We start from the raw sequence: 13,429 nt of genomic DNA, 5'->3' as shown, positions 1-13,429 counted from the left end.
GTCAGGGTCAGAGGGCCGTCGGGAGGTCGGCCGTGACCGTGGTGGGCCCGCCGGGCGGGCTGTCGACCCGCAGCACCCCGTCCACGGCCGCGAGCCGCTCGGCCAGGCCGCTGAGGCCGCTCCCGCCACCGGGTGCCGCGCCGCCCCGGCCGTCGTCGCGCACCCGCAGCCGGACCCGGCCGTCGGCCGCGCGCACCGAGAGCTCGGCCGAACGGGCGCCGCTGTGCTTGGCGATGTTGGTGAGCAGTTCGGCGACGCAGTAGTACACCGCCTGCTCGATGACCGGCTCCGGGCGCTGCCGCAGGTCCAGGTGGATGTCGACCGGGACGGGGGAGGTCGCGGTGAGTCCCGGCAGGGCCTCGCCGAGGCCGCCGTCCAGCGCGACCGGATGGATTCCCCGGGTGAGCAGCCGGAGTTCGGCGATGGTGTCGTCGGTCTGCCCCCGGGCCCGGGTGACCAGGGCGCGCAGCCGGCCGACGTCCGCGAGCGCGTCCTCGGTGAGGGCGTCCTCGGTGAGCGCGTCCTCGGTGAGGGCGAGCGTGATGGCGAGGGCGACCAGCCGCGCCTGGGTGCCGTCGTGCAGGTCGCGCTCCAGACGGCGGAGCCGGTCGGTGTTCGCCGCGATCAGGCCGGCGCGGGCGTTCTCCAGCTGCCGCACGCGCTGCTGCGTCCGGACCGGCCCGAGCAGGAGCCGGGCGAGCCGCCGGTTCACCCCGCTCAGCGCCCGGACCGCGCCCGGCACGGCGGCCAGCAGCGCCAGGCCCAGGGGGACGGAGACGAGCTCGGGCCAGCCCACCGGCCGGGAGCCGGGTTCCAGCAGACGGATCCAGAACGGAAAGCCGATCAGCCACCCGCTGCCCAGCGGGAGCAGCACGGCGGCTGCGAATCCGAGGACCCCCAGCGGCAGGCGCAGCAGGAGGTAGAGCAGCACGCGCCAGGCGACCGGATCGGTCAGCACCGCCCGGCCCCGGGCGATCGCCCCGGCCGCCCGGGGCGGCCGGGCCGGGGTCTCGACGTGCTCGCCGAGCAGCCCGCCGACCAGCCTTCGGAGCGGCGTGCCGAGCGCCCGCGCGCCGAGCAGCGCGGCGACCACGAACGGCAGGCCGATCACGGTCAGCGACAGCAGGACCCCCGCGTACAGGACGGCGAGCGCGTAGAGCCCGCCGAGCAGTGCGACCGGCAGCCCGAGGACGGCGAACGCCCAGTCGCCGCCCCGGACGGCGATGTACTGCCGCCACCCGGCTTGCGGCCGCCCGGCTCGGGGCCTCCCGATCACGTCCGTGCCACGGCCGTCAGTCACGGCCGCCGCCCACCAGCTCTGCCGCCGGCCCGCCGACCGCCCAGCGGCCCGTGGCCAGGATGCCCGGCACGGTGAGCGCCGCCGCGCCCGCCACGATCCACCCGCAGGTGGCCACCGGGACGGACGGCACCGCCGAGCCGGTCACCGCCGTGCTGAACGCCGCCGACGCGGCGCCCGCGACCACCGCGCCCAGCAGGACGCCGACCGCCGTGGTCAGGACCGCCTCCGCGGAGAGCATCCGCAGCAGCTGCGGCCGGGTCGCGCCCACCAGCCGCAGCAGGGCGAACTCGCGTCGTCGGTCGGCGGTCACGGCGACCAGCGTGTTGACGACGGACACCGTGGCGAAGCAGACCAGCATCCCCAGTTCGGCCTGCCGGAGCCAGACATCCGTGGCGGAGGTGGCGGAGGTGGCAGACACGGCGGACGACGCGGACGAGGCGGCGGCCGCGGCATGCTCGGCGGTGAAAGTCATGATCGACATGGTGCCCGAAAGCCCCACCAGCATCGCGACCGGCACCACCGCGGACGACAACCGCCGCGCGTAGCCGCGCAGGTTGGCGTCGGCCAGCCACCCCGCCCCGGGCGCCAGTGCGCGCAGCGGCAGGCCCAGGACGCCCGCGAGGAGCCGCGCCGCGAACGGCCCTGTCAGCGCGACCGCGACCAGCAGCACCAGCGAACCGAGCAGCGCGGCCTGCCCCGCCCGGTCCACCTGGTCGGCCGGCCGCGTCGCGGACAGCCGCAGCAGCAGACCGCCGCCCACCAGCACACCGGCCCCGACCAGCAGACGCGGCACGCCCGTCCGGGCCTGCTCGGTCGCGCTCGCGGTCAGCGCGGCCGCCGGCGCGATGCGGGAGATCCGCCGGGCCGCCACGGCCGAGGCCGCCAGGCCGAGGAGCAGCGCGGCACCCAGGGCGACCAGCATCGGCACCGGTGTCCCCGGCACCCGGGCGTCCGGCGCCGCCATCCCGCGCTGTTGCAGGGCCGCGAGGAAACGACGGGCCGCCACGGCGCCGAGGGCCCAACCCGGCACGGCCACCAGCAGGGTGGTCGCCACGACCTGGCCGCGTACCAACCGCCGGGTCTGCCGGGGAGTCGCCGCGACGGTGCGCAGCAGCGCCAGCTCGCGGTGCTGCTGTCGGAGTGCGAAGCCGAGCGCGTTGACCACGACGAAGAACGCGACCAGGACGGCGATCTCGCCGAACGCACCGGCGATCACCATCACCCCGGGCCCGGCGGCCGTCCTCCGGACGGCCTCGGGGGTGGCGAGGTCGGCGGCGAACAGGGACCCGAACAGGGTGACGGTGGCGATGGCCAGCAGCAGCGCGGCCGCCAGACCGGCGAAGGCGGCCGGACGCCGTCGCAACTGCCCGAGCACGAGCGAGACCACAGAGACCACGGAGACCACGGAGACCCTGGATTCCACGGCGCTCACCCGCCCAGCCGGCTCAGGCGTTCGGCGACCCGGGCGGCGGTGGGTCGGTCGAGTTCGTCGACCACCAGGCCGTCGGCGAGCAGCAGCACCCGGTCCGCGTACCCGGCGGCCACCGGGTCGTGGGTCACCATGACGCAGGTCCGGCCGTCCCGGTCCACCCCGGACCGCAGCAGGGCGAGCACCTCGTGACCGGTGGCCCGGTCCAGGGCGCCGGTCGGCTCGTCGGCGAACAGCACCTTGGGGCCGGAGACCAGGGCCCGGGCGATCGCCACCCGCTGCTGCTGACCGCCGGACAACTGCCCGGGCCGGTGCCCCTCGCGCCCGGCGAGGCCGACCCGGGCCAGCGCCTCCAGCACCCGACCCCGGTCGGGCCGCCGCCCGGCCAGCCGTCCGGGCAGCTCGACGTTCTGGACGACCGTCATCGCCGGCATCAGGTTGAAGGCCTGGAAGACGAACCCGACCCGGCTGCGCCGCAACTCCGCCAACCGCCGCTCGGGCAGCCGCGACACCTCGGTGTCGCCCCACCGAACCGACCCCCGAGTGGGCCGGTCCATCCCGGCGAGGCAGTGCAGCAAGGTGGTCTTCCCGGAGCCGGACGGCCCCATCACCGCCGTGAACGTCCCGGGCCCGAAGGCCACGGACACCCCACGCAGCGCCCGCACCACGGCGCCGCCGCGCCCGTACTCCCGATACAACCCGTCCGCCCGCGCGGCGGCCACGGCACCGCTGGTCTCTGTCATTCCATCCATACCGCCATCCTCGGCACCCGACCCCGCCCCGATCGATCGTGCCGCCCCCCGAACCGAAGGTTCGGTTTCCCGAACCCCCGCGTGAGCCGCCCCCGCCGTCCGACCTCGTCCCCGGCAGCGGCACACTCATCTCACCGCCCCTCGCCCACGGCGAACCGGAGCGGGAGGACACCGGCGGGCGGGTCGCCAAGATGGAGCTGCCGAACGGCAGGGGCCTCAGCTGGGCGTGGCGGTGTAGAGGGCGGCGGTGTAACCGGCGGGGCCCGAGCCGATGACGACGACCTCGCGGACGTCGCTGTCGCCGGTGATCGGTGCGTTCGCGCTGATGAGGACGCTCAGCTCTCCTCGTCCTGGACGGCCTTGGCGTCGATCTCGGCGATCAGGTTCTCGATGAGGCCCTTGATCTCGTCGCGGATCGGGCGGACGGCCTCGACGCCCTGGCCGGCCGGGTCGTCCAGTTTCCAGTCGAGGTACTTCTTGCCGGGGAAGTACGGGCAGGCGTCGCCGCAGCCCATGGTGATCACGTAGTCGGACGCCTGGACGGCCTCGGTGGTGAGGATCTTCGGCTTCTGGTCGGAGATGTCGATGCCCAGCTCGGCCATCGCGGCCACGGCCGAGGGGTTGATCTGGTCGCCCGGGACGGAACCGGCGGAACGGACCTCGACGCGGTCGCCGGCGAGGTGGCGCAGGAAACCCGCGGCCATCTGCGAGCGGCCGGCGTTGTGGATGCAGACGAACAGCACGGAGGCGATCGGCGCGGTGGTCATGGTGAGGTGTCCTTCGGTTGTGCGGTGCCCACTGTAGGACGAGGGGGCTCGCTTCGGGGCCCCGGCGCGGGTAACGTATCAGCCCATGGTGACATCAGTCGACAGTGACGTGTTGAAGGCTCTGGCCGATCCGCTCCGGATGCAGATCGTCTCGCTCCTCGCGGGCGAGGCCCTGTGCACGACGCACCTGGTCGAGGAGACCGGAGCGAAGCAGACCAACCTGTCGAACCACCTGAAGATCCTGCGCGAGGCCGGGCTGGTCGACACCGAGCCCTGCGGGCGCTTCACGTACTACAAGCTCCGCGCCGACGCCCTGGAGGCCGTCGCCGGGGAGTTCGCAGGGCTGGCCGCCGCCGCCCGCGAAGCCGCTGCGGCGGGCCGCAAGCGGTCCTGCTGAACCACCCAGCCCCATCCCGGCGGCCCCACTCCGCCCTGCACGAGGAGTACCCGTTGAGCGCCATAGACGAGGCGAGACCTGAGATCGCCGAGGCCGAGCCGCTGGCCGCCGAACCGCCGGCCATCCCGCTGCTGAACCGGGTGGCGGCCGAACTGGTCGGCACCGCCGCCCTGGTCGCGGTCGTCGTGGGCTCCGGAATCCAGGCCACCGAGCTCACGCAGGACGTCGGCCTGCAGTTGCTGGCCAACTCCCTGGCCACCGTCTTCGGCCTCGGCGTCCTGATCCTGCTCCTCGGTCCGGTCTCGGGCGCGCACTTCAACCCGGTCGTGACGCTGGCCGAGTGGTGGAGCGGCCGCAAGGACCCCAAGGGGCTGGGAGCCCGCGAAGTCGCCGCATACATCCCCGCGCAGATCGTGGGCGCGATCGGCGGCGCGATCCTCGCGGACGCGATGTTCGGCGAGGCGCTGGTGAAGTGGTCCACCCACGACCGCTCGGCCGGTCACCTGCTCCTCGGCGAGGTCGTCGCCACCGCCGGCCTCGTCCTACTGATCTTCGGACTCGCCAAGACCGACCACCTGCGCTTCGCCCCCGTCGCGGTCGCCTCCTACATCGGCGCCGCCTACTGGTTCACCTCCTCCACCTCCTTCGCCAACCCCGCCGTCTCCATCGGCCGGGCGTTCACCGACACCTTCGCCGGCATCGCCCCGAGCTCGCTGCCCGGTTTCATCGGCATGCAGCTCATCGGCGGGGTCGTCGGCCTGGCCCTGGTCGCGCTGATCTTCACCCACCGCACCAAGGCCACCGCCAAGTGAGCCCGGTCCGGCGCGTCCAGGTCCTCGTCGTCTGAGCGGGCCAGGCCGGCCTGGCCCGCCGGGGAGATCTCAACGAACACACCATGATGGTGTGGCGGTGCGATCCATGCGGGGAGGCCGTCGGTAGCGGGTCATCCACCCCGGGTCAGACGACGGCCGGGCTGCGGCGCTCGATCAGCAGGACGTCGCGCCAGGTGCCGTGGTGGCGGCCGATGCGCTCGCGGGTGCCGACGGCCCGGAAGCCGGCCCGCGCATGGACGGCGAGACTGGCCGCGTTCTCCGGGAACACGCCGGACTGGATCGTCCAGATCCCGGCCGCCTCCGTCGAGAGGATCAGTGCCCCCAGGAGCCGGCCCGCCACACCCCGGCCGCGGGCTTCGGGGTGGACGTAGACGGAGTGCTCGACCACCCCGGCGTACGCGCACCGGTCCGAGACCCGTGAGGCGGCCACCCACCCCAGCACCCGGCCGTCCTCGTGGAGGGCGACGTAGCGGTGCTCGGGCAGCCTGGCCGTGTCGAACGCCTGCCAGGTCGGGGCTTCGGTCTCGAAGGTGGCGTTCCCCTCGTCGATCCCGGTCTGGTAGATCACCAGGACTGGGCGGGCGTGGTCGGCGGTCATCGGCACGACGGTGATCGCGGCCTGACTCATGGGGGCCTCCGCAGGGGTCAGCAGGGGGTCGGGGGTTCACCGAGGATGGTGCGCACGGCGTCCGGGAAGACGGTGAGGCAGGTGCGGTTGACCCGGTAGCGGGTGGAGGTGCCCTGCTTCTCGGGCAGCACGAAGCCGACCTCGGCGAGGACCTTCAGGTGGTGGGAGACCGTGGACTGCCCCACCGGGGAGCGCTCCACGATCTCGCCGACGCTCATCGGCCGCGCCTCGGCGGCCAGCAGGTGCAGCAACTGCACCCGGGTCGGGTCGGCGAGCGCCCTGAACCACGACGCGTACAGCCGCGCGGCGTCGGCGTCCAGGGCGGGGCTGGTGCTCCTCGGCTCATTCATCGACCATCGACGATAGTCGATGAAAGGCATCCGGCGACCCGGCGACAGTCCCGAGGCGTAGGCCGACCAACTCGCTCACCGGCCTCCGCACCGCCGCCGTCGAGACCGAGGGCGAGCGGTTGGTCCTGGTCGCCGAGGACGGGCGCCGCAGCGCTGGGAGCCGGTCGGGCCGCAGCTGTCAGGCGGTGACCGGATGTCGTGGCGATACTGGAGATGAACGCCGCGCGCCCGTGCGGCGGGAAGAGGGATGTCGGCGATGGCTGCTCCCAGGAAAAGCTCCGATGCTCGGCACGCCAAGATCGATGAGCTGCGCCGGGAGGAACGGCGCCGCGAGCGTCGCCGGAGGATCGTGTACTCCACGGCCGCGGGCCTCATTCTTGCCGGTGTGGTGGCCGGCGGCATCTGGGTCGTCACCTCTGCCTCGGACGGCGGGAGCGAGACCCGGGGAAGCCCGATCGCCGGAGTCCAGACCTTCGGCGCGCCGGGTCGGGCCCACGTCGAGACCCCCGTGGCCTACCCGCAGACGCCACCCGTGGGCGGGGACCACAACCCGCTCTGGCTCAACTGCAACGGCGACGTCTACACCAAGCCCGTTCCGAACGAGAACGCCGTCCATTCCCTGGAACACGGCGCGGTCTGGATCACGTACAACGACAAGGCATCCCCGGCCGACGTCGCCGCCCTCGCGGCCAAGGTCCAGGGCAAGCCCTACACCTTCATGAGCCCCTACCCGACCGAGCAGGGAACGATCACCCTCACCGCGTGGAGCACCCAGCTGGTCGTGGACAGCGCGAACGACCCGCGCGTCGACGCCTTCCTCACCAGCTACGTCCAAGGACCGCAGACGCCCGAGCCCGGAGCCCCGTGCACGGGCGGGCTGACGCAGTAGGCGCCGACGCAGTAGGCGGCGGCGCCGCCTCAGGGCAGCACGTCGTAGGTGCAGACCGAGGAGAAGTCGAGCACGGACCCCGGCGTCGCGGACGTACCGAGCGCGGACGTGCCGAGCGGCGAGACGATCTCGTCGTCGATCCGCTCGCCCTTGAACTTGTTCGCCGGGAAGCTCATGTCCGGGGTGTAGATCCGACCGAACCGGTTCATCCAGCCCTCCCAGATCCGGTCCACGTTGCAGTGGTGCAGGTAGAAGGCCGGGTCGTTGGGGGAGGTGCTGAGGGCCATGTCACCGCTGATCCACACGTGGACCTGGTTGTGCATGTGGACCGGACGGAGGAGATCGCGCGGGATCCAGCCTTCGAGCAGGTTGCGGAAGCCCCGCGAGGAGACGTTGAAGTTGAGGGTGTCGTAGCGGGCCACCGGCTGGCTGCCGTTCGGTGGCGCGTAGGCGAGCGTGCTCTTGACCTCGTCGCTGGTCGGCAGGGCGGGCCAGTCCGTGGCGAAGGACCGGCGCAGGCCGCGGAGCGGGTCGGTCTGGACGGGCATTCCGCTGGGTTCGCTCTCGATGCGGACGGTGAAGGTCGACGGGTCGGCCGGGTGGAAGGCGAACTTCCCCGTGCTGACCGGGTCGCCGTCCCCACCCAGGTAGTCCTCGGTGAAGATGGTGGCACTGGTCGGTGAGCCGAGGTCGCCGTCGGACGCCCAGTCCCAGTAGGGGAGGGCGAAGCCCGGTTTGTCGAGGACCTTCTGGATCTTCGCCTCCAGCAGGCCGAGCATCACCCGGTGCCACGGCAGGAAGATCGGCCCGGCGTGGGCGGCGTTGCGGTCGTCGGCATTCCCGTTCGGCGGGATGGGCGTCATCATCGTCCAGCAATGCCAGATCACGAACAGGTCGTAGGTGTGCACGGGAACGGCCGGTCCCGGGACGCCGAGCTGCTGGGTGGTGAAGCCGCTCTTCTCCTGCTTGAGCGCGAGGACGCCCTGGATGTAGTCGTCCCGCGCGGTGGCGTCGGTGAGGATGTTCTTTCGGACGACGGACATCTCATTCGTCCTTCGGGAAGTGCTTGGGGTACTTGCGGATCAGCGCCTGGACCGTTTCCACCGCCGAGGCGAACTGGTAGGCCGGCAGGCCGTGGCAGGACAGTGTGCCGTCGTCGTGCACGCTGAGCCCGACCGTAAGCGGCCGGCCGTCCACGGTGATCTCGTAGCTGGTGGCGATCCTGATCCGGTGGCCTTCGTACTCCGCCTCACGGACGGAGGAGAGGTGGCCGTGGCCCATGTGGCCGTGGTCGTGCGCGGGCTTGATGCTCGCGAGGTAGTTTCCGAACGTTTCCGGGTCGACGGCAGCGGTCAGGTCTGCCGGGGTGATGGTCGGGTCCATGTCGGCATCCCGGGAGGTCGCGGTACCGGCGCGCCGCCGGACTGCGGACGCCGTCCTCCTCCCACCATCCCGCCGGAACAGGAACCGCGCAGCTCAGGCGCCCGGCCGCCACACAGGGCGACGGCCGGGCGGAGGAACGGCAGTTCGGCGTGACGCACAGTCATCTTCAAAGTCGGGGATGCCGCTCAGTTCGGGCCGCTCCAGTCGAACGGGAAGTACTTGCTGGACGTTCCGGTGCGGTCCCAGGTGAAGCCGAAGGCGTTGGCCCGGTGGGTGGTGGCGCGGCCCCAGGTGGCGATCTGGCCCGGTCCGACCTCGGCGCCCGGGGCGTTGTGGACCTGGACGCGGGTGCCCTCGGGTGTGGTGGGCCCGGTCAGGGCTTCCGCGGTCGCTTTGACCCGGCCGGGGACTTCCGCGCTCCAGGTGGCGAGGTCCTCGTCGACGGTCACGTGGATCGGTGCGAACTCCATGCCCTGCATCTCGGGGTGGAACATCTCGACGAACTGCGCGGGCCATCCGCCGGCCTGTCCGCCGAAGATGGCGCCCAGTGCGGCCCGCTGCTGCTCGTCGGCGCGTTCGTCGAGGAAGACGGCGGCGCGGGGGTCGGTGTGGTCGCCGGTCCAGGGGTTGCCGACGAAGTAGCCGACCATCAGGACGTTGAGGCCGTCGAGCGGCACGTCGCCGTAGGTGCCCTCGCGTATGTGCCAGGCCATGATGCCGTCGCAGTCGCCGAAGGTGGGCGGTTGGGCGAAGGTGCAGGGGCAGGGGATGGCGCACTTGCACGTGTCGAACCAGTCACCGGTGACATGCCAGCGGGTATCGGTGGTAGTGGCTTGTCCGGTCATCTCGCTTTCCCTCCCGCCACCCCGAGGGCGTCGGTCCGGCGAGGCCGCTGTCCCGAGTGGGCTCCCGGGATCACCGGAGCGGCCTCCCTTCCAGAGTGCGCTCCCCGGAGCGCCCTGGGAAGGCGCGCCGCCCCACGCCGACCCACGCCGTCCCTAGGCCGCCGGCATGCGGTAGCGCTGCGTGGAGATGGCATGTACGCTGCGTGTCGCTGGTGAACAGCATGCGGGCCCGATTGCCGCTCCGTGGGGGAGCCGTGTCCGGGCCCGGCCGCCAGTGAGGGTCCGGTTGCGCTCGTGGGGGAGTTGCGGCCGGACCCGCCGGCGGCCTAAACCGGCGTCCCAAACCGGCGTCCCCGAACTCGCCGGCCGAGCCGAGCTCGTTGTGGATCGGCTGCGCCCTGACCGTCCGGCCCGCTACTTCAGCTCGAACAGCAGTGAGTGGACCTCGGTGCTCCCGGTGTTGTGCGTGGAGTGGTCCACAGCTGGGAACCACAGCGCCTCGCCGGCCGCGAGCGAGACCTCGATGGTTTCACCGGACTCGTCGGTGAAGGCCACCTTCCCGTCCGCGAGGTTGTAGACGAGGTTGTCGCGATGGTGGTGCATGGCCGTCGTGGCACCAGGCTGAAGCCGGGCCTCGATCAGCCGTACCCGATCGTTCTCGAAGAGCACCTTGTACACATCGGGTGCCACCTGTACGGCGTCCGCTGCCATGGGAACCTCCGGGTAGAGGAGAGGAAGCGTCGTTCACCTACTGCCGACGGTAGCCCCGGGCACCCGGCCCTGCACGGCGGGCGGCTCTCGCGCACGCGCTCGTGCGTGACTGGCCACCGAGCGGCGGGTGAGCAACTCATCGGACGCGGCCGCACTGGGCGGCGCCAGGGCGTGGACGGCGAGCCCGCCGTGGCGGAACTACCTGGTCGGCCCGGTCGCACAGAAGAGGTCGTTCGCCGGGCGCTGTCCGGTGGTCAGGAACGCGGTCGCCGCGTCGTTGGCGCAGGTGTTGGTGCCGAACGGGTAGACGCCGTGGCCGCCCTGGTCGGCGGTCACCAGCCTGGCCCGCCGGCCGAGGGCCCGCCGTAGCTCCTCGGCCCCGACCAGGGGTGTCCCCGGGTCGCGTTCGTTCTGCACCATCAGGACGTTCGACGGGCCCTGGTCATCGATGTGCACCGGCGGTTCGGGCCGCTCGTGGGGCCAGAACGCGCACGGTCCGATGGACCCGGTGGACCCGCCCACCAACGGGTACCTCACCCGGTCGATCGCGGCATTGCGCTGGTACGCCTCGATTTTCGTGGGCCAACGCGAGTCGCCGCAGATCACGTGGAGGCGGCCGGCCAGCAGGTTCTCCGAGGGCGGCGGCGGTGGCACCGGCTCGCCCCGGTCGAGCGCCTGCCAGGCTTCGGCCAGTACGGGCATCAGGACCTCGAAGTAGAGGCGGTCGAAGGTCATCCCGCGAAACAGCGTCCCGTCCATGCCGCCGACCGGTTCGGCATCGAGACGGTCGGCGAGTTCGTGGAACTTGGCGGTCACCTGCTCCGGAGTGGTGCCCAGGCCGTACTGGGGGTGCGCGGCCGCGAACTCGGTGAAGTCCGGGAACCGGTCCTCCATTCCGCGACCGAGCCGGCGGAAGGCCTGGAGGTCGTAGCCGTCGGGGCCGAGGTTGCTGTCGAGCAGGATCCGGTCGCCGCGCTCGGGGAACATCGAGGCGTACGCCGCGCCGAGGTAGCTGCCGTAGGAGGTGCCGAAGTAGGAGGCCTTCGGCTCGCCCAGCGCCGCGCGGATCCGGTCCATGTCGCGCGCGGTGTTCGCGGTGGTGGTGTGCGGCAGCATCCACCCGGTTCGCGAGCCGGCGCACTGCCGGGCGACGGCCCGGGCGTTCTCCGCCTCCCGGGCGACGTCGGCCGCGGTGCGCGCGTACGGCGGGAAGCTGCCGCGTTGCTGCTGCCACGGTGTCAGGTCACAGGTGACGGGTGTGCTGCGGCCGACGCCTCGCGGGTCGAAGCCGATCACGTCGTAGGTGTCGGTGACGTCCTTCGGCAGCCCCGCGGCGGCGAGGGCTGCCGGGTAGCCGAGTCCCGCGGCGCCGGGGCCGCCCGGGTTGGTGAAGAGCACACCGCGGCGCTTGGCGGGGTCCGTGCTCGCCATCCGGGAGACGGCGATCTCGATCCGGCGGCCGTCGGGGTCGCGGTAGTCCAGCGGTACGTCGAGCGTCGCGCACTCGAGACGGGGGGACGCGGCCTCCTTCGGGCACGGGCCCCAGATCAGGGGTCGCGACGCGGCCGCCACCGTGCTCGCGGTCGTCGTCGTGTTCGCGGTCGCCCCCGGCGCGCCGAGAGTCACGACCATGGCGACTGCGGCGCCCGCGACGGACAGGGCTTTCCTGGACATTCGATGCCCTCCCAAGGTGTTGCTTCCTCCGCTTGAGTGACGGTAAGTGGCACGTACTCGACCAAACGCCGAGCCGCCCGGCCGCGTGGAGGTTCACGTGGCGGGCGGCCTTCGGACTTCGACGAAGAGCGAGACGAAGAGCGATACGAGAATTGCCACAGGGCCGATCCGGCGATCGGCCTATTCGAGCGGTGTGAGTCCGTGCCGACAAGCGCGGTACGTCCACCTCGGAACTGGACCGCAGTAGCGGTCCCGCCTGGCCCCGAACACGATCGCCCGAAGCAGTCCCTACATGGGGCGGATCATCACTGCCACGGGATGCCCGTTCCCCATGGCGACCTCGAACTCGACCCGCTGGCCTTCTTCCAGTTCCCTCGATCCGTTGGTCTGGATGTCGTCGGCGGAGGCGATCACGTCCTTCCCGCTTCCGTCCTCGGTGATCTGGCCGTAGCCCCTGTCGGCGTTCCAGAGTTTCACGGTGCCTGTCGTCATTTCGGAATCCTTGCCTGGTGCCGTGACGCGACCGCGCGTCCCTGCCTCGCCCGCCTTGAGTGCGGCCCGAGGGCTATCCCCGGGTTCGGATGCCCGCGAATCCTCCGTTGCTCCGCCCGGATGAGCCGTCCCCGCGGTGACGTGGCGCGGCCCGTGATGGCGCCGAGCCCCGCTCCTCAGAGGTGCTCGGCGCCATCGGGTATCGGGGCTGGTGGTGGGCGGTGCTACCAGGCGATGACCACCAGGCCGCCGCCGCCCTTGCCGCCGGACGTTCCGTCCGTTCCGGCGGTGCCGTTGTCGCCCTCGGCGAAGCTGCTTCCGCCGTGTCCTCACAGAAGGGGCCAGGTCCCGTGGCACCCGGCCCGCCAGGGGTGTCCCCGCCGGCTGTACCGCCCTTAGCTCCGTCCTCGTTTCCGCCCCGACCGCCCCGACCCGGCGGCGTTCACCCGAAGTACCGAACACGACCACGCGCCTTGGCGCACCACAGCAGGCGGCGGGGACCGCGCCCTGGACCTCGGGCCCGCCCTCCGGGCTCGGGTCACGGCATGCTGAGGTCCCTGCTCAACCACCTCTCGGGGCGCATGTGGAAGACCACGCGCTCACCGCCGTACCTCGCTGCCGCGATCTCGACGCAGCTCTCGACCAGTTCGGGGGCGAGATAGTGGGCCGCCACTTCGCGGAACAGCTCGATCGACCCGGGCGACGTGCGGACCACCGGCCCCTCGACGGAGACATAGCGGGCCTGCGGCTCCGTGCATTCGACCATCAGGCTGAAGCGACCGGCCTTTTCGATCAGCAGGGCCTTGCGGCAGCCCGCATCGGTCATCACCCTGACATCACCACCGGGCTCGTACCGGTACCAGACCGGCACGACCAGCGGACCGAGCCCCTTCCCTGCGTCGACGGACAGGGCGGCTACACGTGGCTCCGCCAGGAACCTCTCGCGCTCGTCACGAGTCAGTGCCACGCACGCTCCTCC

The 13,429-nt window shown here is 72.2% G+C and carries 16 protein-coding genes; 3 read left to right on the top strand and 13 right to left on the bottom strand.

The window, feature by feature from the left end; all coding sequences use genetic code 11:
- Nucleotides 1-7: 7 nt before the first annotated feature.
- From ACFP3U_RS06275 to ACFP3U_RS06260, 4 genes are all read right to left on the bottom strand, one after another.
- Nucleotides 8-1,300: a sensor histidine kinase gene (locus ACFP3U_RS06275; RefSeq protein ID WP_380224203.1), complete on the bottom strand. Its 1,293-nt coding sequence runs from the start codon at nt 1,298-1,300 to the stop codon at nt 8-10.
- Nucleotides 1,293-2,687 carry an FtsX-like permease family protein gene (locus ACFP3U_RS06270; protein ID WP_380224336.1) on the bottom strand — a complete coding sequence of 465 codons (1,395 nt, stop codon included), beginning with the start codon at nt 2,685-2,687 and terminating at the stop codon, nt 1,293-1,295. Before ACFP3U_RS06270 ends, ACFP3U_RS06275 begins: the two co-directional genes overlap by 8 nt.
- 41 nt (nt 2,688-2,728) lie before the next feature.
- Entirely contained in the window at nt 2,729-3,481 is a 753-nt protein-coding gene (locus tag ACFP3U_RS06265) for an ABC transporter ATP-binding protein (protein WP_380224202.1), read from the bottom strand.
- A 335-nt stretch (nt 3,482-3,816) separates the two neighbouring features.
- Nucleotides 3,817-4,248 carry an arsenate reductase ArsC gene (locus ACFP3U_RS06260; RefSeq protein WP_380224201.1) on the bottom strand — a complete coding sequence of 144 codons (432 nt, stop codon included), beginning with the start codon at nt 4,246-4,248 and terminating at the stop codon, nt 3,817-3,819.
- An 85-nt stretch (nt 4,249-4,333) separates the two neighbouring features.
- On the opposite strand from ACFP3U_RS06260, the gene ACFP3U_RS06255 reads away from it, so the two are divergent.
- Both ACFP3U_RS06255 and ACFP3U_RS06250 read left to right on the top strand, forming a co-directional pair.
- Nucleotides 4,334-4,645: an ArsR/SmtB family transcription factor gene (locus ACFP3U_RS06255; RefSeq protein WP_380224200.1), complete on the top strand. Its 312-nt coding sequence runs from the start codon at nt 4,334-4,336 to the stop codon at nt 4,643-4,645.
- 53 nt (nt 4,646-4,698) lie between these two features.
- Nucleotides 4,699-5,457, top strand: a complete 759-nt coding sequence (locus ACFP3U_RS06250) for an aquaporin (RefSeq protein WP_380224199.1) — start codon at nt 4,699-4,701, stop codon at nt 5,455-5,457.
- Nucleotides 5,458-5,602: 145 nt separating this feature from the next.
- Here ACFP3U_RS06250 and ACFP3U_RS06245 read toward each other — a convergent pair whose 3' ends face one another.
- Together ACFP3U_RS06245 and ACFP3U_RS06240 are read right to left on the bottom strand one after the other, a co-directional pair.
- Nucleotides 5,603-6,106 carry a GNAT family N-acetyltransferase gene (locus ACFP3U_RS06245; RefSeq protein WP_380224198.1) on the bottom strand — a complete coding sequence of 168 codons (504 nt, stop codon included), beginning with the start codon at nt 6,104-6,106 and terminating at the stop codon, nt 5,603-5,605.
- Between the two features lie 17 nt (nt 6,107-6,123).
- Nucleotides 6,124-6,456: an ArsR/SmtB family transcription factor gene (locus tag ACFP3U_RS06240; protein ID WP_380224197.1), complete on the bottom strand. Its 333-nt coding sequence runs from the start codon at nt 6,454-6,456 to the stop codon at nt 6,124-6,126.
- 256 nt (nt 6,457-6,712) lie between these two features.
- Here ACFP3U_RS06240 and ACFP3U_RS06235 point away from each other — a divergent pair, with 256 nt between their 5' ends.
- Nucleotides 6,713-7,345 carry a DUF3105 domain-containing protein gene (locus ACFP3U_RS06235; protein WP_380224196.1) on the top strand — a complete coding sequence of 211 codons (633 nt, stop codon included), beginning with the start codon at nt 6,713-6,715 and terminating at the stop codon, nt 7,343-7,345.
- A 29-nt stretch (nt 7,346-7,374) separates the two neighbouring features.
- Here the strand turns inward: ACFP3U_RS06235 and ACFP3U_RS06230 are convergent, their stop codons facing one another.
- The 7 genes from ACFP3U_RS06230 to ACFP3U_RS06200 form a co-directional block, all read right to left on the bottom strand.
- Nucleotides 7,375-8,388 carry a tyrosinase family protein gene (locus ACFP3U_RS06230; protein ID WP_380224195.1) on the bottom strand — a complete coding sequence of 338 codons (1,014 nt, stop codon included), beginning with the start codon at nt 8,386-8,388 and terminating at the stop codon, nt 7,375-7,377.
- 1 nt (nt 8,389) lies between these two features.
- A complete protein-coding gene (locus ACFP3U_RS06225) occupies nt 8,390-8,728 on the bottom strand; it encodes a hypothetical protein (protein ID WP_380224194.1) in 339 nt (112 codons plus the stop codon).
- Nucleotides 8,729-8,913: 185 nt separating this feature from the next.
- Nucleotides 8,914-9,573, bottom strand: a complete 660-nt coding sequence (locus tag ACFP3U_RS06220; protein ID WP_380224193.1) for a DUF1326 domain-containing protein — start codon at nt 9,571-9,573, stop codon at nt 8,914-8,916.
- 414 nt (nt 9,574-9,987) lie between these two features.
- A complete protein-coding gene (locus tag ACFP3U_RS06215) occupies nt 9,988-10,263 on the bottom strand; it encodes a cupin domain-containing protein (protein ID WP_380224192.1) in 276 nt (91 codons plus the stop codon).
- A gap of 219 nt (nt 10,264-10,482) precedes the next feature.
- Nucleotides 10,483-11,958 (bottom strand): alpha/beta hydrolase, encoded by a 1,476-nt coding sequence (locus ACFP3U_RS06210; RefSeq protein ID WP_380224191.1) that lies wholly within the window; start codon nt 11,956-11,958, stop codon nt 10,483-10,485.
- Between the two features lie 288 nt (nt 11,959-12,246).
- The gene (locus ACFP3U_RS06205) at nt 12,247-12,450 is read right to left on the bottom strand and encodes a cold-shock protein (RefSeq protein WP_380224190.1); all 204 of its coding nucleotides are present in this window, start codon (nt 12,448-12,450) and stop codon (nt 12,247-12,249) included.
- 538 nt (nt 12,451-12,988) lie between these two features.
- Nucleotides 12,989-13,417 (bottom strand): pyridoxamine 5'-phosphate oxidase family protein, encoded by a 429-nt coding sequence (locus ACFP3U_RS06200; protein ID WP_380224189.1) that lies wholly within the window; start codon nt 13,415-13,417, stop codon nt 12,989-12,991.
- Nucleotides 13,418-13,429: the final 12 nt, after the last annotated feature.

The sequence above is a fragment of the Kitasatospora misakiensis genome (genome assembly GCF_042656005.1).
Classification (GTDB): Bacteria; Actinomycetota; Actinomycetes; order Streptomycetales; family Streptomycetaceae; genus Kitasatospora; species Kitasatospora misakiensis.
Note: the sequence above shows the minus strand (reverse complement) of the source record. Positions and strands in the feature narration are given on the sequence as shown.

What these genes read in the sequence shown, in the direction of transcription:
- ACFP3U_RS06220 (WP_380224193.1), bottom strand. Translation starts at nt 9,573, where the DNA reads ATGACCGGACAAGCCACTACCACCGATACCCGCTGGCATGTCACCGGT.
- ACFP3U_RS06260 (WP_380224201.1), bottom strand. Translation starts at nt 4,248, where the DNA reads ATGACCACCGCGCCGATCGCCTCCGTGCTGTTCGTCTGCATCCACAAC.
- ACFP3U_RS06240 (WP_380224197.1), bottom strand. Translation starts at nt 6,456, where the DNA reads ATGAATGAGCCGAGGAGCACCAGCCCCGCCCTGGACGCCGACGCCGCG.
- ACFP3U_RS06245 (WP_380224198.1), bottom strand. Translation starts at nt 6,106, where the DNA reads ATGAGTCAGGCCGCGATCACCGTCGTGCCGATGACCGCCGACCACGCC.
- ACFP3U_RS06230 (WP_380224195.1), bottom strand. Translation starts at nt 8,388, where the DNA reads ATGTCCGTCGTCCGAAAGAACATCCTCACCGACGCCACCGCGCGGGAC.
- ACFP3U_RS06225 (WP_380224194.1), bottom strand. Translation starts at nt 8,728, where the DNA reads ATGGACCCGACCATCACCCCGGCAGACCTGACCGCTGCCGTCGACCCG.
- ACFP3U_RS06235 (WP_380224196.1), top strand. Translation starts at nt 6,713, where the DNA reads ATGGCTGCTCCCAGGAAAAGCTCCGATGCTCGGCACGCCAAGATCGAT.
- ACFP3U_RS06255 (WP_380224200.1), top strand. Translation starts at nt 4,334, where the DNA reads ATGGTGACATCAGTCGACAGTGACGTGTTGAAGGCTCTGGCCGATCCG.
- ACFP3U_RS06205 (WP_380224190.1), bottom strand. Translation starts at nt 12,450, where the DNA reads ATGACGACAGGCACCGTGAAACTCTGGAACGCCGACAGGGGCTACGGC.
- ACFP3U_RS06265 (WP_380224202.1), bottom strand. Translation starts at nt 3,481, where the DNA reads ATGGATGGAATGACAGAGACCAGCGGTGCCGTGGCCGCCGCGCGGGCG.
- ACFP3U_RS06210 (WP_380224191.1), bottom strand. Translation starts at nt 11,958, where the DNA reads ATGTCCAGGAAAGCCCTGTCCGTCGCGGGCGCCGCAGTCGCCATGGTC.